Annotated in this window: 15 protein-coding genes; 7 read left to right on the top strand and 8 right to left on the bottom strand. The window is 43.8% G+C overall.

Translation table 11 applies throughout. The features are described from left to right. The first annotated feature begins 262 nt into the window (after positions 1–262). From OH456_RS02110 to OH456_RS02090, 5 genes are all read left to right on the top strand, one after another. A complete protein-coding gene (locus OH456_RS02110; protein WP_270032699.1) occupies positions 263–3,121 on the top strand; it encodes a M16 family metallopeptidase in 2,859 nt (952 codons plus the stop codon). 282 nt (positions 3,122–3,403) lie between these two features. Beyond that, positions 3,404–3,823, top strand: a complete 420-nt coding sequence (locus OH456_RS02105; protein WP_031493751.1) for an Hsp20 family protein — start codon at positions 3,404–3,406, stop codon at positions 3,821–3,823. A gap of 203 nt (positions 3,824–4,026) precedes the next feature. Further along, complete coding sequence (dnaK, locus tag OH456_RS02100) at positions 4,027–5,922, top strand: molecular chaperone DnaK (RefSeq protein WP_270032698.1); 1,896 nt, start codon at positions 4,027–4,029, stop codon at positions 5,920–5,922. A gap of 142 nt (positions 5,923–6,064) precedes the next feature. Beyond that, positions 6,065–6,991 carry a DnaJ C-terminal domain-containing protein gene (locus OH456_RS02095; RefSeq protein ID WP_038226117.1) on the top strand — a complete coding sequence of 309 codons (927 nt, stop codon included), beginning with the start codon at positions 6,065–6,067 and terminating at the stop codon, positions 6,989–6,991. A 198-nt stretch (positions 6,992–7,189) separates the two neighbouring features. Then, complete coding sequence (locus OH456_RS02090) at positions 7,190–7,732, top strand: glutathione peroxidase (protein WP_242456584.1); 543 nt, start codon at positions 7,190–7,192, stop codon at positions 7,730–7,732. A gap of 70 nt (positions 7,733–7,802) precedes the next feature. Here OH456_RS02090 and gltS read toward each other — a convergent pair whose 3' ends face one another. Both gltS and OH456_RS02080 read right to left on the bottom strand, forming a co-directional pair. Next, entirely contained in the window at positions 7,803–9,029 is a 1,227-nt protein-coding gene (gltS, locus tag OH456_RS02085; protein WP_006069332.1) for a sodium/glutamate symporter, read from the bottom strand. Positions 9,030–9,395: 366 nt separating this feature from the next. After that, on the bottom strand, positions 9,396–10,670 hold the full coding sequence (locus OH456_RS02080; protein WP_270032697.1) for a mechanosensitive ion channel family protein: 1,275 nt from the start codon (positions 10,668–10,670) through the stop codon (positions 9,396–9,398). 224 nt (positions 10,671–10,894) lie between these two features. Here OH456_RS02080 and pdxY point away from each other — a divergent pair, with 224 nt between their 5' ends. Beyond that, positions 10,895–11,752 carry a pyridoxal kinase PdxY gene (gene pdxY, locus OH456_RS02075; protein ID WP_270032696.1) on the top strand — a complete coding sequence of 286 codons (858 nt, stop codon included), beginning with the start codon at positions 10,895–10,897 and terminating at the stop codon, positions 11,750–11,752. 72 nt (positions 11,753–11,824) lie between these two features. On the opposite strand, the gene OH456_RS02070 is transcribed toward pdxY, so the two are convergent. The 4 genes from OH456_RS02070 to OH456_RS02055 form a co-directional block, all read right to left on the bottom strand. Further along, positions 11,825–14,272 carry a molybdopterin guanine dinucleotide-containing S/N-oxide reductase gene (locus tag OH456_RS02070; RefSeq protein WP_270032695.1) on the bottom strand — a complete coding sequence of 816 codons (2,448 nt, stop codon included), beginning with the start codon at positions 14,270–14,272 and terminating at the stop codon, positions 11,825–11,827. 16 nt (positions 14,273–14,288) lie between these two features. Next, complete coding sequence (locus OH456_RS02065) at positions 14,289–15,383, bottom strand: NapC/NirT family cytochrome c (protein ID WP_270032694.1); 1,095 nt, start codon at positions 15,381–15,383, stop codon at positions 14,289–14,291. A gap of 220 nt (positions 15,384–15,603) precedes the next feature. Further along, complete coding sequence (locus OH456_RS02060; RefSeq protein WP_006069327.1) at positions 15,604–16,734, bottom strand: HlyD family secretion protein; 1,131 nt, start codon at positions 16,732–16,734, stop codon at positions 15,604–15,606. Positions 16,735–16,737: 3 nt separating this feature from the next. Continuing rightward, entirely contained in the window at positions 16,738–17,112 is a 375-nt protein-coding gene (locus tag OH456_RS02055) for a DUF3302 domain-containing protein (RefSeq protein WP_006069326.1), read from the bottom strand. Between the two features lie 112 nt (positions 17,113–17,224). Between OH456_RS02055 and OH456_RS02050 the strand changes: the two genes are divergently transcribed. Then, the gene (locus tag OH456_RS02050; protein WP_006069325.1) at positions 17,225–18,115 is read left to right on the top strand and encodes a DMT family transporter; all 891 of its coding nucleotides are present in this window, start codon (positions 17,225–17,227) and stop codon (positions 18,113–18,115) included. Between the two features lie 41 nt (positions 18,116–18,156). Here the strand turns inward: OH456_RS02050 and OH456_RS02045 are convergent, their stop codons facing one another. Both OH456_RS02045 and deoD read right to left on the bottom strand, forming a co-directional pair. Then, positions 18,157–19,629 (bottom strand): lactate dehydrogenase, encoded by a 1,473-nt coding sequence (locus OH456_RS02045; protein ID WP_038221642.1) that lies wholly within the window; start codon positions 19,627–19,629, stop codon positions 18,157–18,159. A 76-nt stretch (positions 19,630–19,705) separates the two neighbouring features. Continuing rightward, a complete protein-coding gene (gene deoD, locus OH456_RS02040; protein ID WP_006069323.1) occupies positions 19,706–20,416 on the bottom strand; it encodes a purine-nucleoside phosphorylase in 711 nt (236 codons plus the stop codon). Between the last annotated feature and the right edge of the window lie 217 nt (positions 20,417–20,633).

Below are 20,633 nucleotides of genomic sequence, written 5' to 3'. Positions count from 1 at the left end.
CACGCTCGATGACGTCGTTAATAATCCTTTCCATAAGAGCAGAATTTTCTTATGCAATCCATACCATAGTGGGTAAAGATTTATCAAAAATTATGAAATAGGTGATTTGTCACATATGCCTCGCAACAATGTAATTGCGAAACACGCTACTACAGACTATTACAAAGACATTGGTTAGTTTTTAATACAATAAGAAACTATGCACACTATCTGTGTATTGTTACGCCCAAGTGACAACACCAACTTTCAGGGAATTTTTGATATGGTTTTTCCTCAATTAGGTCGAGCTTATCTGATGAAATCATCAGTATTTATCGTTACCTTGCTCCTTCTATCATTCTCATATGCAACCAATGCGCATGTTGAGACGCCGAATAATAAAGCAACCCTTTGGTTTGAACAGTCTGATTTGCCGTTGAATGAGAAATTGCATGTAAAAGTCTTAGACAATGGTATGCGGGTTGTCGTAATTCAGAACGTAAAACCGAAAAAAGCGATTTCGATTCGAATGCGAGTTGGTGCGGGATCGCTACAAGAAACTGGCAAACAACCGGGTCTTGCGCACTTTTTAGAGCATATGGCGTTTAACGGTTCTACTAATGTGCCTGAAGGCGACATGATTCAGATTCTAGAGCGACACGGACTGTCTTTTGGTAAGGACAGTAACGCAGAAACGAACTTTAAGCAGACGGTTTACATGTTAGATCTGCCAAAAAACGATAAAGAGACGCTATCGACGGCCTTGTTTTTGATGAGAGAAACGGCATCAGAATTAACACTAGATAAGGATGCTATTGCTCGTGAGTTACCCGTTATTTCTTCAGAAGTTCGCGAACGAACAACTTTAGATTTAAGAATACTTAAAGATTGGTCTAGCTATGTACTTCAAGGGGCGAATATTATCGATCGTATTCCACTTGGCACGTTAGAAGGAATGAAGGAAGTTAATCAATCGAGATTAAAAGCGTTCTACCATAACTATTACACGCCTAATCATACAACCCTAGTTATTGCCGGAGATGTTGACGTCCAATCTGTGTTCTCTATGGTAGAGAAACAATTTGCAAGCTGGGATAACAAAGGTCATGACATTGTTCCTTATAGCAAGCAAGTGATGTTTCCAACCACAGCCGAAGCAAGAGTCTTTAAAGATAGCAATGTGACGACACATGTTGAATTTAACTACTTAGAGCCTATAAATCGAGCGCCTGATTCTCGTGCCAAGCGAGTTGAAGAGTTCATGCTTTATGTAGCTAATCAGGCGCTTCAATACCGTCTAGAGACAACCGCTTTCGCAAGCCAAGGCGAACTGTTATCTCCCTATGTTGGCTCTTACAATCAGTTTGATGTTGTTACGAGTAATCAACTGAGTGTCGCGACAAAGTCGGACCAATGGCAGGCTGGGGTCAATATGCTGGAATCATCCCTAAGGCAGGCGGTTAAGTACGGGTTTTCTAAACAAGAAATTCAGCGTCAATTAGATAAATATCACACATTATTAAAGCTGGATGCTGAAGCCACTAAAGATACGCTGAGTTCGAGCTACGTAGCAGGTGTCGTTAATGATATCAATAATAAAGCGGTATCAACGAGCAATGAATTTGCATTGTCATTATTCGAAAGTGATGTGTTACCGAAAGAGATTTCTGCGTATAACCAAATATTCAACAAGCATTGGAGCGATAAGCATCCAAGAATTTATGTGATGGACAAACCCCAGTCCAAGGTTACGGCCAAGACGGTACTTGAGGCATACAAAGACAGTGAATCGACGCAAGTTAAGCCATATGCAGAAGCAGAAAAAGTACAGTTTGCGTATCAGAACTTTGGGCAACCAGGGACAGCCAAGCTAATTGAGAAAACCGCCTTTGGAGATGTGACACGATATCGATTCGACAATGGCGTTTATCTCAATGTTAAACCAACTGAGTTTGAATCCAATGCGGTCTATATCAGTGTTCGAGTGGGCAAAGGCAAGCTTGATCTTGCAAAGAAAGATTCCCCATTAGCTACCTTGTTTGACTCTGCCTTCATCGCTGGTGGCTTGGAAGCTCATGATATTAACGATTTACGGTCAATTTTCTCAGGGCGACAAATTGGTGCCAGTTACTACCTGACTGATGATGCTATCGAAGGTCACTACCGAGTGCCACCACAAGATACTCTAGACCAACTAAAAGTGGCAGCGGCATTTTTGACACATCCTGGATACAGACCAAGCGGTCATGCTCTTGCTGTACAGAGCCTCAAGTCAGTTTATGACAGTTACCCGACAACTCCAGAGGGCGTATTAGGTTTTAATGTTGGCAAGGTGTTGTATCAAGATGACCCTCGCTGGGAATACCCGAAAGTGGAGGTAATCGACAAACTACCGTTAACCGCATTGAAGCAGTTTGTCGATCGCTCTGTTAATCAAGGTCCAATCGAAGTGTCTTTGCTGGGTAACATCACCCAACAACAGGCGGTGGATTATGTCGCTCAGACGTTTGGAGCGTTAAATATCAAGGCACAAGACTTTGTTCCTAGACCAAGAGATGATATCCAGCTTAACGTTGGTGAGCATTACACGTTGTATCACCAAGGAGAACAGAACACGGCACTAGCGTCGGGCTACTTCTCTTTGCCTGATGGACGCGATTATAAGCAAGTGGTTGGATTCGCGGTACTGCGTTCTATTTTGCAGCTGCGCGTCAACGATGCTATTCGAGAAAAGACGGGTAAGGCGTATTCACCATGGGTAGATTCGTCACAGTCACTACTGTACAAGGACTACGGTTATCTTAGTTTGAACAGCAATACCACAGTTGATAATGTCGATATCGTGTTTGATATCTATCGTAAGTTGATCAGAGACATCCAGGAAACGGGTGTATCGAATGATGAGCTTAAGCGTGCAGTGACGCCTATGATTGATGGTATTGAACAGAGCTACGAGAATAATGGTTTTTGGTTTGGTCTGATGTACAAAGCTTCAAGTTATCCCGAGAACCTTGCTAATGAGCAGACGTTTAAACAGTTAGTATCGGCGGTGACTGCGGCTGATGTTCAACAGTTAGCGAAACAAATCGTTCTGAAAGATATGATCACAGTTGCGGTACTGCCCAAAGAAAAAGAAGAATAAAAAAAACTAATATTAGTGTTGACAGGTTTATCTCGGAAGCATATATTGATTACACGAACTGCCGAATGGAGTTCCTGAGTTGTCTACTTCGCCTAATTAGGGAAGTAAAGGCAACTGTAATCAAAGGACGTTGACGTTGCAATAGTCGATATCAACAAGCTCCTTTAACCTGTTAACACATGGAACATATGTCTTAAGGCGCCAATGAGGTGCAACAGAGTATGTCTCCGGTCTTGGTGAATCAAACATCAAGAACTATTGCTTATTTATGAGGATAGTATTATGCGTAATGTAGATTTTTCTCCCCTATACCGTCATGCCATTGGTTTTGATCGCCTATTCAACCTAGCGGAAAATAGCGCGAAAAAGCCATCTTCTAATGGATACCCTCCATACAATATCGAACAGAAAGACGAAAATAACTATCGTATAACGATGGCTGTTGCAGGCTTTTCTGAAGATGCACTAACTCTTACTCAGAACGAAAATATGCTTATCGTTTCTGGTGAAGTTAAGTCTGTAGAAACCAAACCAAACTACGTTTATCAAGGCATCGCAGAGCGTAACTTTGAACGTAAGTTCCAACTTGCTGACTACGTAACCGTTAAGGCCGCAAGCATGGAAAATGGTTTATTGCACGTTGATCTTGTTCGTGAAGTTCCAGAAGCAATGCAGCCACGTAAAATCTCAATCAACAAATAATCATTGAGAAGTGAAATGTGATAAGGCGATTTTAGAATTCGATTTGAAATTGGATCTCACTAGCCTTATCTAAAAAGTATTGCTGCCTACACATGCAGTGTAGCGACATCTAGAGTGCAAGAGTGAAATACTTGCACTCAAATAAAGAATAGAATTACATACTTTGCATTAGAAAAAATAATGCGAAGAGGAGAGGTATTATTATGAGTAAAATTATTGGTATTGATTTAGGTACAACAAATTCATGTGTTGCAGTGCTCGATGGCGACAAACCACGCGTAATCGAAAATGCTGAAGGTGAGCGCACAACCGCATCGGTTATCGCTTATACAGACGGCGAAACGCTAGTAGGTCAACCTGCAAAACGTCAAGCAGTTACAAACCCAGAGAACACGCTATTTGCTATTAAGCGTCTAATCGGTCGTCGTTTTGAAGACGAAGAAGTTCAGCGTGATATCGAAATCATGCCTTACAAAATCGTTAAGGCGGACAACGGTGATGCGTGGGTAGAAGCAAAAGGCCAACAAATGGCGGCTCCTCAAGTATCTGCTGAAGTACTTAAGAAAATGAAGAAAACTGCGGAAGATTTCCTTGGTGAGGAAGTAACTGGCGCTGTTATCACAGTTCCTGCTTACTTTAACGATGCACAGCGTCAAGCAACCAAAGATGCTGGTCGTATCGCAGGACTAGAAGTTAAACGTATCATCAATGAACCAACAGCAGCAGCACTTGCTTACGGTCTAGACAAGAAAGGTGGTGACCGCACCGTCGCTGTGTATGACCTTGGTGGTGGTACATTCGATATCTCTATCATTGAGATTGATGAAGTCGAAGGCGAGCAAACCTTTGAAGTTCTTGCAACTAATGGTGACACACACCTTGGTGGTGAAGACTTTGACAATCGTCTAATCAACTATTTGGTTGATGAGTTTAAGAAAGAGCAAGGTATTGATCTTAAAAACGATCCACTAGCAATGCAGCGTGTTAAAGAAGCAGCAGAAAAAGCGAAGATCGAGCTTTCTTCTACTTCTCAAACTGATGTGAACCTACCGTATGTAACAGCTGACGCAACGGGTCCTAAGCACATGAACGTAAAAGTGACTCGTGCGAAACTAGAATCTCTAGTTGAAGATCTCGTGATGCGTTCAATTGAGCCATTGAAAACCGCACTTGCGGATGCCGAGTTAACTGTTGGTGATATCAACGATATCATTCTTGTTGGTGGCCAAACGCGTATGCCTATGGTTCAAGCGAAAGTGGCTGAGTTCTTCGGTAAAGAAGCTCGCCGTGACGTGAACCCAGATGAAGCAGTAGCAATGGGTGCTGCAGTTCAAGGTGGTGTACTAGCTGGTGATGTTAAAGACGTACTTCTGCTAGACGTTACTCCTCTGTCTCTAGGTATCGAGACTATGGGCGGCGTCATGACTAAGCTTGTTGAGAAAAACACGACGATTCCAACTAAAGCGAATCAAGTATTCTCAACCGCAGAAGATAACCAAAGTGCGGTGACTATTCACGTTGTTCAAGGTGAGCGTAAGCAAGCGATGTACAACAAGTCTCTAGGTCAATTCAATCTAGAGGGTATTCAGCCTGCGCCACGTGGATTGCCACAGATTGAAGTGACGTTCGATATTGATGCCAATGGTATCTTGAATGTTTCTGCGAAAGATAAATCGACTGGCAAAGAGCAGAAGATCACTATCCAAGCTTCAGGTGGCCTGAGCGATGCAGACATTGAGAAAATGGTTCAAGAAGCAGAAGCTAACAAAGAAGCGGACAAGAAGTTCGAAGAGCTAGCAACGGCACGTAACCAAGCTGACCAAGTGATTCATAGTACTCGTAAGCAAGTAGAAGAAGCTGGTGAAGCGCTACCTGCAGAAGATAAAGAGAAGATCGAAGCAGCGATCACTGAGCTTGAAGAAGCTCGCAAGGGTGAAGACAAAGAAGCGATCGACGCGAAAGTACAAGCGCTAATGGCTGCAGCTCAAAAGCTAATGGAAATCGCTCAACAGAAAGCTCAAGCGGCAAATGGTGAGGCTCAAGCTAAATCAAATGTTGATGACGATGTGGTTGAAGCTGACTTCGAAGAAGTGAAGTAACGCCACCGACAGATAATTGTTTTCGAGCAATTAAAAGTTGAGTTATGTTCATAAATACATAAACTTATCGGTATTCAGGGCGTAAGAGGGAACTCATACGCCCTTTTTTCCGTTTGAGTGAGAAATTGAGTGAGGTTTTAGCATGTCAAAACGAGATTATTACAGCGTGCTAGGTGTCTCCAAGGGAGCCTCAGAGAAAGATATTAAAAAAGCCTACAAGAAGTTGGCGATGAAATATCACCCCGATAAAAATCCCGGAGATGCGACGGCAGAAGCGAATTTCAAAGAAGTAAAAGAAGCTTATGAAATTCTAACGGACAAAGAAAAACGTAGTCAGTACGACCAATTTGGTCATGCGGCATTCGAAGGTGGCGGCTTTGGTGGACATGGCGGTCACGGTGGTCATGGCGGCGGTGGGTTCGAAGACATCTTCGGTGACGCATTCCGTCAACGAGGTGGCGGTTTTGGCGGAGGTAGCTTCGGTGGCGGCGGCTTTGGTGGCTTTGAGGATATCTTCTCACAAGCTCGAGGTGGTCGTGGGCGTCCGCGCGCTCAAAAAGGGCAAGACCAAGAATATACTCTGACGGTCGACTTTATTGATGCAGTTCAAGGGGCTGAAAAAACGGTCGAATTGCCAATCAATGGTGAACAGAAAAAGATCAATGTAAAGATCCCTGCCGGTATCAAAGATGGCGAAAAGATTCGCTACTCAGGTAAAGGTGGATTAGGTGTCAATGGTGGGCCTGCGGGTGATTTACTACTCGTTATTGCAACTAGGTCACATGCGTTTTTAGATCGCGATGGTAATGACCTTATCTGCAATACCAAGGTTGATATGGTCACTGCAGCTCTGGGGGGGGAAGTAGAAGTGAATGTGCTAGACAGTCGCTTTAAGCTTAAAATCCCTGCGGGTACGCAAACTGGGCGCAAGTTCAAGATGACTGGCAAAGGCATAACAAATCGTAAAGGTGAAACGGGCGATCTATTGGTGAAGATTCAAGTTGAAACACCAACCAATCTGACCGATGCACAGCGTGAGTTGTTAGAACAATTCAGAGCAACGCTTTAGTCTTTTAAAGTAAAATGAACTAAGCCCGCCTTAAAGCCAACGCATTACAATGTAACGTATTAGAATTCAGCCACTTTATGTGGCTGAATTTTTATGCATCAAATAAGTGATTATTTCAATTCTTGAGCATCGTTGCCGATGAACTATTCTTATTCTTACCCGTAAACAAATCATTGTCTAAGGGAGGTGAGTATGAGCATGGTTTTAAAAGCATTGGTCTTAGGACTACTATTTGGCTTACTAGCGAAAGAGACATTGGCAGCCTCTTGTCCTACGATACTCAATTCAACTCAAAGAGCCTTAAACTCGACGAATGATGTCAATCTGTGTGAGCAGTTTCAGGGCAAAGTACTATTGGTGGTTAATACCGCGAGTCAATGTGGCTTTACCGGACAGTTTGAGCAATTAGAACAGCTACATAATCAATTTAAGGACCAGGGCTTTAGTGTTGTTGGTTTCCCATCGAACGACTTCAACCAAGATCGTGGCAGCGAAGAGAATACCGCGAAAGTCTGCTTTCTCGATTTTGGCGTCACATTTCCAATGATGGCGCGCAGTTCAGTGAAAGGACAGCAAGCCAACCCGGTGTTTTCCGAAATAGCTAAGCAGAGCGGGGTTTCCCCAAAGTGGAATTTCTACAAATATCTTATCGACAAAAATGGTGCGGTGGTTGGTGTATTCTCTTCAGGTATTTCTCCTACTGACACTAAAATCACCCAAATGATAGAAAAACAGTTGTAGACGGTTCGATATAGAAGAGACCCAAGAGCCTGAGATGATTATCCAAGCTTTGGGCCTATCGTGAGCGGTATCAACCAATAAAGAAGATGTAGCTTTGAATGATAATTAGGTTGGTTAAGTCGATAAAGAAAGCGCCTACAATAGGTACGACCATGAAAGCCATTGGTGATGGCCCAAAACGGCTTACTGTTGAGCCCATATTCATCACGGCAGTCGGTGTAGCTCCCATCCCAAAACCGCAATGTCCACTGGCGATAACTGCAGCATCATAGTTCTTTCCCATCACTCGAAACGTCACGAAATACGCAAATAATGCCATTACGATAGTTTGAACCGTGAGAATTATCAGGAACGGTACCGCGAGATTGTATATCTCCCAAAGCTGTAAACTCATCAGGGCCATCGACAAGAAGAAGTTGAGAGAAGTCGTTCCTAATATATGAACCGTTTCCATATTGATACGTTTAATCCCTGTTGCCTCAAATAGATTGGTGATGATGACCCCAATAAAGAGTGCGTAGACAAAGTCAGGGATCATAAGCCAGCGAATGCCAAGCGACTTAATCATTGGTCCGAGGGTTTTAGCACCTACGACGCAAATCATAAGCAGACCAATCACTTCAACGATACTTTTAGAGGTGACTTTGTCTTGCTGAGCCTCGTCGTATGTCATAAGTTCTGGGTGTGAGGCGTGAATATCATGCTTTACGCCAAACTCTGAACTTAGCTTGTTCTTGGTTGCTAGTCGGTTCCCAACTGGACCACCGATAATGCCACCAATGATAAGACCAAATGTGGCGGAAGCCATAGCAAGCTCAAGTGTATTCTGAATGCCATATTGCTCGGTAAATGTGCCCGCCCATGCTGCGCCAGTGCCATGCCCACCAGAAAGCGTGATTGAACCAGCGATTAATCCCATAAGTGGATTCAAGCCAAGCGCTGATGCTAGCGCTACACCTACACCATTTTGAATAATGATGTAGACCGTTGCGACAAACAGAAACAAAAAGACTTTAAAACCACCTTTAGCAAGCTGTTTGTAACTAGCTGTCAAACCCACTGTGCTGAAAAACAGCATCATAAAGGTATCTTTTAACGGCAGTGAAAATTCAATCGCAATACCATTTAAGTGCGGAATCGTGATTAAGACAGCAGCAATAAGACCGCCTATGATTGGCTCTGGGATATTGTATTTGTCGAGAAAGGCGACTCTTTTTTTAAGAAAGTTACCGACGAACAGGACAACAATCGCGATCAAAAACGACTGTAATGGATCAATGGTAATAGTGTTGTGCATAGTTAACTTCGATTGTCTATACCATCCTTGAGGCTGAGAGTGTAACGACTGCTTTCGTCCTGTAGCGTCGTCTTATAATGTGATTGGGCAAACTATGACGCTAAAAAAGTCGAATCTAATTGTATTCGACTTGGCAACCTTACGAGTAAGCAACGTCTCAAAAGGCAGGTGTTTACTACCAATACTATTGTTGGAAGGGAAGCATAACAGGCGTGATTAGTGCCGAAATAATGAGCTAGTTACCAATCGATAAACAATATATTTAGATAGAAAATTTAATGGCTTATATGCGAAATAATATGGGATTTATAAAAGTTTTATCGGCTGATGCTGAGGCGTGTTACGCCTCAGGCCAGAGAATTGAAGTTAGATTTTTGAAGAGTGTGAGCTATTACTGGCAATGAAATCATGGCTAGTAAGCTGTTGAAATGGTCGCAGTCCGAATAGTGGCATGATGGCATAGATATGATCGAAAAGATCAGATTGAATGCCTTCATAGAGTCCCCAATCGGTGGTGTTGGTGAAACCGTAGATCTGTAGCGGTATCCCTTCTGGTGTTGGTTGAAGTTGTCTGACCATAATCAACATATACTGATGAATGTCTTTGTTCGCGTGCAAGTAGGCATTCAAATAAGCTCTAAACAGTCCGATGTTGGTGAACTTGCGTTGATTCGCTTCTAGGTCATCTTGCTCCAAGCTCTGATTGTAGTCGTCCATCTCTTTAGACTTCTCAAAAATATACTGTCTCAATAAACGAAGTTTGGTGAGTTCTTCAACTTCTTCTTTGGAAACAAACCGAATCGATGTTACATCTAAATTGACTGAACGAGTAATTCTACGCCCTCCAGAGTCAGACATTCCTTGCCAGTTAATGAAAGCATTTTGCACTAATGCATAGGCAGGTAGCATGCTGACAGTATTATCGAAGTTGCGAACCTTAATGGTAGTGAGCGAGATCTCTTCTACAGTACCGTTCGCGCCATAAGAGTCCATTTGTATCCAGTCATTGAGGCTCACCATTCTGTTAGCTGAAAGCTGAATACCGGCTACAAACCCTAATATAGTGTCTTTGAAGACCAGCATGACAAAACCAGTCGCCACCCCAAGCCCTGAGAACAAGATTACGGGCGCTTCATTGGCCAATATTGAAATAGTAACAATGACGCCAATAAAGAAGGTAAACAGCTTAATCAGTTGGACAAAACTCTTTATAGGCATGCGACGCGTGATGCCTTTGTAAGTTGCAAGATCGTTCACCGCATCTAAGAAGCAATACACCATCCAGAGAATCACAAGCAAAATCAAAATGGCTAAGATTCGATCAATTACTGTCGATAGAATGTCATAGTGGCTGATGGCAATGGGTATGAATATGTTTAGTACTAACAGTGGTGTAAGAATAGAGAGTTTTTCGAATACACGATTATTAGTGACGCATTCCGCCAGAGGTTTATTGGTTTTGAGCAGAATATGATTAAAGAAACGCACAAACACATGATGGGCAACCATAAAACATATCAGCGCAATGGCTAAGCTTATAACGATTAACACGAGTGTCATCGTTCCGCCATCGAGCTCGCCTGTCGACATATAGATGTTTAATTTATCTGCAACAAAGTCGCGAAAGTGGTGTTCAATCAAACTAAAGTCCTTGGTTTTTAATATTGTTAGACCGTTTTTGGAGCAATTCTATGTAAAAAGCGTAGACGAAGAAACAAGTGTACGCTTTTGTTTCCAATACAGTTTAAAGAAACTTATGAATATCTGATAAGAAATTTATTACCTTTCTCTTGTTTGCTGACAAGATGGCGCTCATATTGAAAATACAATGAATTAAATCAGAACAATAATGTGCAGGAGTTCCAATGAAAGGTGTTATCTCTATTCAATCGCATGTGGTTTACGGTCACGCAGGTAACAGCTCTGCGGTTTTCCCACTTCAGAGAATGGGTTTTGAAGTGTGGCCAATTCACACCGTGCAGTTTTCAAACCACACTCAGTATCAACAAGGTTGGACAGGGAAAGCATTTTCGGCAGAAGACATTTCAGAGCTTATCGCTGGTATCGACAATATTGGTCAGCTAAAGGACTGCAATGCGGTGTTGTCTGGTTACCAAGGTAGTGCAGAGCAGTGTCTTGCAGTTAAGGATGCCGTCACTAAAGTGAAGCAGCGAAACCCGGATGCGATTTATGTCTGTGACCCAGTGATGGGTGACCCGGAGAAAGGTTGTATTGTCCCTCAAGGAACCACCGAGTATTTAGTTAATGACGTTATGCCAATGGCAGACGTTATCGTTCCTAATCAGTTTGAACTCAGCCAGTTCACCCAGATGGATATTGAATCATTAGAAGATGCCGTAGCGGCGTGCCAGAAAGCACTGACATTGGGACCTAAGATGGTACTGGTGAAACACCTACATAGTATTTCTAACGATAAATTTACCATGATGTTGGCAACGCAAGAAGGCTGCTTTATTGCTCAACGTCCACATCTGATATTTACAAAACAACCGGTTGGTGTTGGTGATTTGATCTCGGCGTTATTCACAGCTGGATTATTAAAGGGCTGGACGGCCGAGCAAGCTTTTGCTCACGCGAATAATGCCAGCTATGCCATTTTAAAAGAGACGCAAAACCGTCAAGAATGGGAACTACAAACTATTGCAGCTCAGGAAGAGATCGTGGCGCCTGAAGAGCAGTTTACGATTGTTCAGGTTAAATAACGACTGACGTGATATTTATACAATGAAAAAACGGGAAACCTTTAGGTTTCCCGTTTTGCTTACCGAATTACATTACGCATTCTTTGGCGGAGTGAATGCCATTAATCCCGGTACTTTGCCAGTGTACTTCTCGATACGGACTAATGAAGAGTTCGCTGCACATCCGTTAGCAAGACGTGAAGTTGGAATATCGCTAGTCAGCACGTTCGCACCACCATTTCGGCACATGCCAGTTTCAGGATCAAGGTCAGGCCAGCCACCCTCATGGATACAAACAGAACCTTGTTTGATGCCATCGGTAACCAGCGCTCCAACTAATACTTGGCCACGGTCATTGTATGCACGAACCAAATCGCCGGACTTGATTCCATACTTCTTCGCATCTTCAGTGTTAATTGAAATCGGCTCGCGGTTAGCGATTGCATATTCTTCACGAAGCTTAGCGTAGTTAAATTGACTGTGTAGGCGGTGAGCAGCGTGCGCTGTCATTAGCTGTAGCTCGCCATCTTTAGCTGAGCCGAAGAACTCGGTCGGCTCCATCCAAGTAGGGTGTGCTGGGCAATCTTCGTAGCCATAGCCTTCAATGGTTTTCGAATAGATCTCAATTTTGCCACTTGGTGTGCCAAGCGGGTTCATCACCGGATCTTTTCTAAAGTCAGCGTGGCGAACAAATCCAGCCGCTTTCTTATTGAACTTCATTTCGATCAGTTCATTAGTATCCCAGAACTTACCAAAGTTAGGCATACGAACGCGTGCAGCACGACCGCCTTTTTGAGCCGCTTCATAGAAACCTTTTAGCCAATCCATTTCAGATTTGCTTTCGGTGTAGACATCGCGACCACCTGCTTTGATAAGCTCAGACATATCAGCAAACACGTCGAAGTCATTACGTGCTTCACCTTGAGGCTCAACGACTTTTTTCATCGGTACGAGATGCTGGTTACTGTAGTCACCCGTCATCGTCATATCATTACGTTCGAATGAGGTGGTGATAGGCAGTACGATGTCAGCGTGTTTAGCTGCTGCGGTCCAGTAGATCTCTGAGATAACAATGAGCTCAGGTTTTTGCCACGCTTTGATCAAACGGTTGGTATCTTGGTGGTGGGTAAAGTTTGCACCGCCAGCCCACCAGATCATCTTAATGTCCGGGAAGGTTTTTTCATGACCGTTGTGTTGGTACGCTTTTCCAGGGTTTTCTAGGGCTTCAACAATTCGAGCAACTGGGAATGAATTGACTGCGCCTGAAATGGCCCAGTCATTACCCGCAGACGAACCACCGCCAATAGAAGCAGAAATTGCAGGCAGAACGCCAGCGTCACGTGTTGGGTTACCACCGTTTGAGTAATGGTAAGAGAAACCAAAGCCACCGCCAGGGAGACCAATTTGACCTAACATTGCCGCCAATGTAGCAATCATCCAGTGACGCTGCTCGCCAAATTGTTGACGCTGAATACCCCAACCAGCCATAAGCATGGTGCGATTGTCGCTGAAGATGTCAGCAAGCAACTCAATTTGTTTAGCTGGAACACCTGTGATATCCGCTGCCCACTCTGAAGTTTTCTCTACACCGTCTTCTTTGCCTAACAAGTAAGCTTCGAATTGGTCATAACCAGTGGTGTACTTATCTAGGAAGGCTTTATCGTGCTTACCTTTCTTAACCAAGGTGTGTGCGATACCCATGAGCATAGCAACGTCTGTCATTGGGCGAGGCGCGATCCATTGGACTTTGTCTTCGAAGAAATCAATGGTTTCAGAGCGCATTGGGTCGATAGCGATAATGGTTTTGCCAGACTTCTTAAGCTGGTGGAAGAACTCCAAACCAGAGCAGTCCGTTGAACTCCAAGCGATCTTAAGGGTGTTTAGTGGGTTCATACCCCAAAGCACAACGACGTCACTGTTTTCTAGCACCATTGGGTGTGTAGTTTGCTGCTCATACACCTCAATCGAGCCCATAACGTGAGGCATGATAACTTGCGCGGCACCAGTAGAGTAATCACCTAGGTGACCTGAGTAGCCACCTGCCAAACTCATATAACGTTGTAGTAGAGTTTGCGCTTTGTGAAGCACACCAGATGAACGCCAACCGTACGAACCAGCAAATACCGATTCTGCGCCATTAGCTTTACGGATTCGCATATGCTGCTCGTGAATCAGCTTGTAGGCATCGTCCCATGACACGCGAACATACTCGTCTTTGCCACGTTCGCCTGCTGGTGCTTCAGGGTTTTCGAGATACCCCTTGCGCACCATTGGATATTTGATACGAGCTTTAGTGTATACCTGATCTGGACCTGTAGTTTGCAAGCTATTTGGTACCGTTTGAGCAAGCGCATTCTTAGTGGAAATCAGCTTTCCATCAACCACTTCACAAAGCATCGGTCCCATGCGGCCTGCGGTTAGAACACCTGAGCCTCGTTTTGATGCTGCTGAAACGGATAGGGGAGTCAAGGAAGTAAAAGCGAGCGCACCTGCTGCCATACTTGAACCTTTGAGGAATCCACGACGTGTAATATCTGTCATAACGCTTTCCTTATTTTTAGTGACCAGCCACGTCTTTTGCGTGGTTTTGGAAGAACTTAGTGAGAATTTCTAAATCAAGAGCTGAGATATCGGTGCGATCACCCATACCTTTTGCAACTGGTCCCCATGCATTGACCGTAAAGTGGTTCGCTGGGATTTTTGCGTGGCAAGTCGAGCAGTAAACATTGTCTAGCTCTTCGGCATAGCCCCACAATGCATCCGGACTGCCTAATACTGGTTCAGTAATGTCGGTGGTGAGGGTGGCAGTGCGCCATTCATTTCCATACTCGTCTGCTTCGAACTCGCCAACGTTCAGTGCTTGTTGACCCGCGTCTGAAAGTGTTGCGATGATGTTTCGCTGCCCTTTGCCCATATATAGGACTTGTTCTGCCCCTTTCATTTGGTAGCCTGACAGCACCACTGTGCGAGTAGTGTCAGTGTGTTTAACCACGGACATTTCTACAGCAGGATTGATGGTGCCGAGTTCTTGCAGAGCTATAGGCCCTACGGAGTAAACCGTCGTTGCATCTGCTGGTGTGTTATCCGTTTGCGCAACGACACGGTTATAAGCTTCGGTATCAAGCTCCGGTTCAGGCGCGAAGTGAGCGACGCCCTTGTGGCAGTCAATACATGTTTGATTGTTAGCAATACCGTACTCGTGCATTTTTGCGGCATCTTCAGATTGCTCGTAGGTATCCATTGCATCAAATGAGTGACATGAGCGACAGGTGGCGGAGTCATTCGCACGCAATTGCGCCCAAACAGTTTCTGCCATCTCCATACGATGTGCTTCATATTTGTCTTCATCATCAATTTTGCCGGTTACAAACTCGTGATAGATATCTTTTGAAGCACGGATTTTAGTGATGACGTAATCGAGTGGGTCACTTGGTATATGGCAGTCTGAACATTCTGCGCGAATACCTTTTGCGTTCGTAAAGTGGATGGAGCCTTGATATTCCTCATAAGGGATCTGCATCGTATGGCAGGAAAGACAAAATTCGGTGCTGGATGTTTTGTGCATAATTGCAGCAGTGCCGCCAAAACTCAGCCAACCAATTAATATTCCCACACAGGTAATGAGCAAAATATATCGTTTTTTTAAATTCATAAGTATTTATTAATAAATGTGTCATTTCGTGATTATTTATAACGCTACTCCTTTAGTAGTATGTTTGGTTTTGATTTGAATCATAGATAAGCGCACTAATTTTGTGGGTTTTTATAACTGTGCTAAAGCTCACTTTTCTATGTCGGAATTAGAGTACAAAAAAAGGACACCATATGGTGTCCTTGAGAATATGTACCTAGTTTCTAATACAAATATCTATTTAGTGATCAAGATACAGATAATTCTGCCAGCTTTTCATTCGTATCAAAACCTTACGCATAATAGAAACATGAGTGAAACTATCTGAATAAATAGCAATTTCTGCATTAGAACCTGTCGGCAGGACATATTGACTCATGTCATCTTCGATCACCAATTTCACCATAGCACGTCCCATGGTGTTGAAACTCTGAGTAGTTCTAAGTGTGCCGCTAGCGCTAATTTGTCCTTCGGGAATTGTAGGAAGGACTTCGACGACTTTACCTTTGAACACCTTGCCCGGTAGTGCTCTAAATAAGAACTCAGCTTCGAAGCCAGGCTGAAGTCGCTGCAAAGAGTTTTGACGAAATGCACCAATGTAGAAATTTTCTTCGGTATGGACAAATGTCATCAAAGGAGCGAGTGGAAGCGGAACAGCCATCATGCCAGGGCGAAGAGCCAACTGTGTTACAAAGCCATCTGTTGGGGCACGAACCACAGTTTCTTGAAGGTTGAATTCAGCTTGTATCAATTGGGCTTTAAGCTGAGCAACGGTAGTGTTTTCACCGTAAATTTGCGACTCAAACGCTAAACGTGCACTTTCTTCCTTCGCCTGAGCGGCTTCCAAAGCGGCTTGATTTGCTTTGAAGGTTTGCAAGCGAGTATCGACTTGTTGTGCCGTAAAAGCGCCTTTTTTAAAGCCTTTTTGGTAACGAGCATATTCTCGTTCAGCTTTATCGCGCTCGGCTAGAGCTTTGATTGTGTCAGATTGGGCCGCTTTGTACGCGCTTTCTAGTTGAAGTACATCTTGCTCCGCGTCTGCAAGCGCGGCTTTTGCACGAATCACTTCCGCTTCAAATGGAATTGGATCAATACGGAACAACACATCGCCTTTCTCAAGCTGTTGGTTCGCTTCGACATCGACTTCAATGACTTTACCACGCACGCTAGAAACAATGGGAGTAGTACTGTAAAACTGTCCACCGATTTGACTAAATGGATGGTTATAGTTCATCAAAAGAATAAGAGTACCGATTAGTACCACGCCACCGAGCACTGCAGTAGGCACTGTCCATTTGTTCAAAGGAATCTTAAAGATCTTAAAAATGGCAATACATAGCGCTGCATAAGTGAGTATAAGTAATAAATCCATGGATTACTTCTCCTCTGCTTGTTGTTGAACGGCAGCGTTAGATTGCTTGCCTTTAAGATAAGTGACTTCTTGCTCAAGTTCGGAAACTTGATCGATAAGACGTTCGAGTCGGTGATGAAGATCGTGTTGCTCTTCTTCCAATTTATGAAAACCCCAACCGCGTTCACTACGCCATAAGGTTGCCCAAATCCAAAGAAATGGCCATATTGCGTGAAGCGTAAATAAGCTTACCCAACCAGCGACATGTATGGCATCCTGATGAGGATGGTCACGCTCTTTTGCTATTTCATAAGGAATGTCGTGAATGACGATAATTCCATAAAAAATAACCAGAGCAACGAAGACAAGAAGGCCTAGAGCAAAATAATCAAGAAACATAATGCATCCTTGCTAACAAGTAATGAAGAGAACAATGTGTTCATTCGGTAAGTTAAGTATCTGTTATATTTATGTATTAAACAACACTGTGCGGTAATTAAAAGGATAGAAAGTGGGATTTATTGGAGAAGCAGCTGCGGTAGGCGCTGCGATGGTTTGGGCGATTGCAACGTGGATTTACAGCCAGTTTTCACATCACTTTACTGCGTTACAACTTAATATCATTAAAGGATCAATCGCGTCATTGATGATGTTGATTGTTCTGCCATTTACTCCAATGCCTGAGGTCGCGATCGAACCTAAATATCTATGGGTTTTAGGTATCTCAGGTGTTATTGGTATAGCCATTGGAGACAGTGCCTACTTTGCAGCTTTAAAAAGAATCGGTGCTAATAAAACTCTGTTGCTGGAATCTTTGGCACCGCCTTTGTCAGGAGTTCTCGCACTTATATTTCTGGGCGCAGCACTGCAACTGCAAAGCTGGTTAGGCGTTATCATTACTACTATCGCGGTGACAGCAGTTGTGTTCCAACCTAACGAAAGTGACGGTTCGGCTCTTAATCTTCAGGGTGTTGGGTATGGACTCGTCGCCAGTGTCTGTCAGGCTTCTGGGGTGGTGATCTCCCACTTTGCTCTGGTGCAAGGGGATCTCCCTCCGTTGCTAGGTGCACTCATTCGATTAGTCATTGGTGTCATGGCGGTTGCCGCCATCATTCCCTTTGTCGAGAAAAAGCCATTTTCGACGATTCTTATTCAAAGCCGAGATATGTCGAAAAAGAATTGGACCTGGTTGCTTGCCGCGATATTTGTAGGAACATTCTTAGCATTGTGGTTACAGCAGGTAGCCTTAAAGCACGCCAACCCTGCTATTGCCCAAACACTGATTGCGACCAGCCCGTTGTTTATCCTAATCATTTACGCGATTCGTGGGGAACGCGTGACTAAACGAAGTGTACTAGGGACATTATGTGCATTGGGAGGAATCTCCCTGTTTTTCTTGTAATCAAATGCAGGGATAAACAGAAAATAATATCGAAATGCCTACTAACTAAGCAGGCATTTTAGTGTCATAGGCGAGTCGGTAACCCCTAAACGTTGCGCCGCAGTTTGACCAGATTTGTCTTGGTAACAAAGGTTGTGCCACGCTCTGAAGATATCCAATAGCGGATGAATTCCGGCAGGTCTTAGCTTTCTTCTTGGTTCGTTGATAAAGCTTTCGAACAGCAATTGGAATCGGTCTTGGTAAAAATCGATCTGTTTGGTCGAAGCTGATTTCAACCAATAAGGAACATTTGGATTACTCCCGGCTAAATAACATATTCCTTTACTCGCACCGGAAGGTTGTTGAGTCACTGCCCAGCGGTCGCGCCACCACCCCATCAGAACAACGTCGATCATCTCTGATGGTTCAGAATCAGCCCAATTTTCATCTTGCTCAACATACATAAGATCGACAGTGCCGGCTTGAATACGAGGCAAGCAAATCGTAAGAGCGGCAGAGCGCAATACCGGATCTTGCGGCATATAAATCGAAACTCGCTTGCTATCGGTTAACGACTGTAAAATATGTAAGTAATGCGCATAAGAGGTATAAGGTGCGCGTATCAGCGCTCCGACGGCCGGATAATTGAACGCAGCGAAATTACCGAGAGGATCTTCGACATTGCTTCGCGCCAGAATGTTCTGATACTTAACATCGATACGACTTTTTAAGTCATCGGTAGGTATATTTACTTCGCTATTGTTTTCTGCACTGTAGTCGGAAGGAACAATTTGGCAGTCAACTTGAAAAGCGTTGTGATCGGTAAAGCTTGTTGGCGTGGCATCAACAGAGTAATTGGTATGCTGACACAATACGTAACCCGAGTTAGCGTCACAGGTTGCGAACCAGAACACGCCATTGTTACTAAGTGGCTGAAGCGTCCGATAGTTGGATGTTAGTTGGTATTCATCAGCGTGATTAATCCATCTCGCATCAATATCAGCAAGCTTGCGTCGGCATCGACTGGCGATTTGATCAATATGATCATAGAAAGTCTTAGGGTTGATTTCGAGCTTTCGACAGATTTCTCTTACCGAGTAGCCAGTGAACAATAAACCTAAGAGTGTCTCTTGAAAGGAGAGCTTTTTGTTGGTTCCAGACCAACGATCGACAAAAGTGCCCTGACAGGATTTACAGCGGTAACGTTGACGATCACCGCTAAAGCCAAAAGCGTGGTAACGATCTTTATGGGTATGAACGGACAGGCCATAATTTTCACATTGAGCGTCCTTACAAGAGGGAAGGCCGTCATGGTGATGTTGGCTTAAGCGATCGAGTTCGTTAAGAACTTCTTGGTTATTAAGTAGGGGGGGAAACGCGCCACACTCTCGGCATACCATCGCTGGCCGTTTAGGATTACTGTGCTGCAGGATATAGAGGTTTGCATCACTTCGTCCAAAATTGTCACACGCCAATGTTTTACAAAAATTGAGCTGTAATCCATTTGCGGCTAACGGCAGTCTGCCTTCTGACACGTTCACCCCCTATGGTTCGGTCGATTCCTTGGCAAAGAAAAGCCAGCTCATTCAGGCATTGAGCTGGCTTTGTTCTTTAAATGTTGATTGCAGTCTCTAGCGCTACAACCATCATGTCATTAAATGATTTTTGACGGTCTTCTGAGCTTAGTTTCTCACCACGGATAATATGGTCAGATACCGTTAGTACAGTCAGAGCTTTAGCTCCTAGGTCAGCAGCTACACCGTAAATACCCGCTGCTTCCATATCTACACCAAGAATACCCAGATGCTTCATTTTATCGAAAATGTCTGCTTCTGGAGTGTAGAAAAGATCCGCAGAAAAAATGTTACCCACTTTTACTGGTACTTCTTGTAAGCGCGCTTGTTTTACCGCTTCTTCAAGTAGGCCGTAGTCTGCGATGGCAGCAAAGTCATGATCGTTAAAACGGATACGGTTCACTTTTGAATCCGTTGATGCACCCATGCCGATGACAACGTCCATAAGGTTAACGTCGTCACGTACAGCACCACAGCTACCAACGCGGATAACATTTTTCACGCCGTAATCTTTGATTAGCTCATGAACGTAGATGCAGCATGACGGGATACCCATACCGTGGCCCATGACAGACACTTTTTTGCCTTTGTAAGTACCTGTGAAGCCAAACATGTTGCGAACGTCACACACTTTTACAACGTCTTCAAGGAAAGTTTCCGCGATATATTGCGCGCGAAGTGGGTCACCTGGCATTAGTACAGTTTCCGCGAAATCACCTGGATTAGCATTAATGTGTGGGGTAGCCATTGTATCACTCCTAAAGTTTTAACTAACTCTGTTGAACGTGTTGTTCGTCGTTGATGGGGATTTTATAACGATATATCGGTGCTCTATGAGATTTTAATCACATTTTTGTCGGTAATTATATAAAAGGCAGTTAATGATAACTAAATCTGTTGAAAGTGGTTAGGCAATCGATTTTTTCTGAAAAAATTACTCGATGAGAAAATTTTTCGTGGAGAAG

Origin of the sequence: Vibrio sp. La 4.2.2 (assembly GCF_027586995.1) — a bacterium.
GTDB lineage: Bacteria > Pseudomonadota > Gammaproteobacteria > Enterobacterales > Vibrionaceae > Vibrio > Vibrio mediterranei.
Note: the sequence above shows the minus strand (reverse complement) of the source record. Positions and strands in the feature narration are given on the sequence as shown.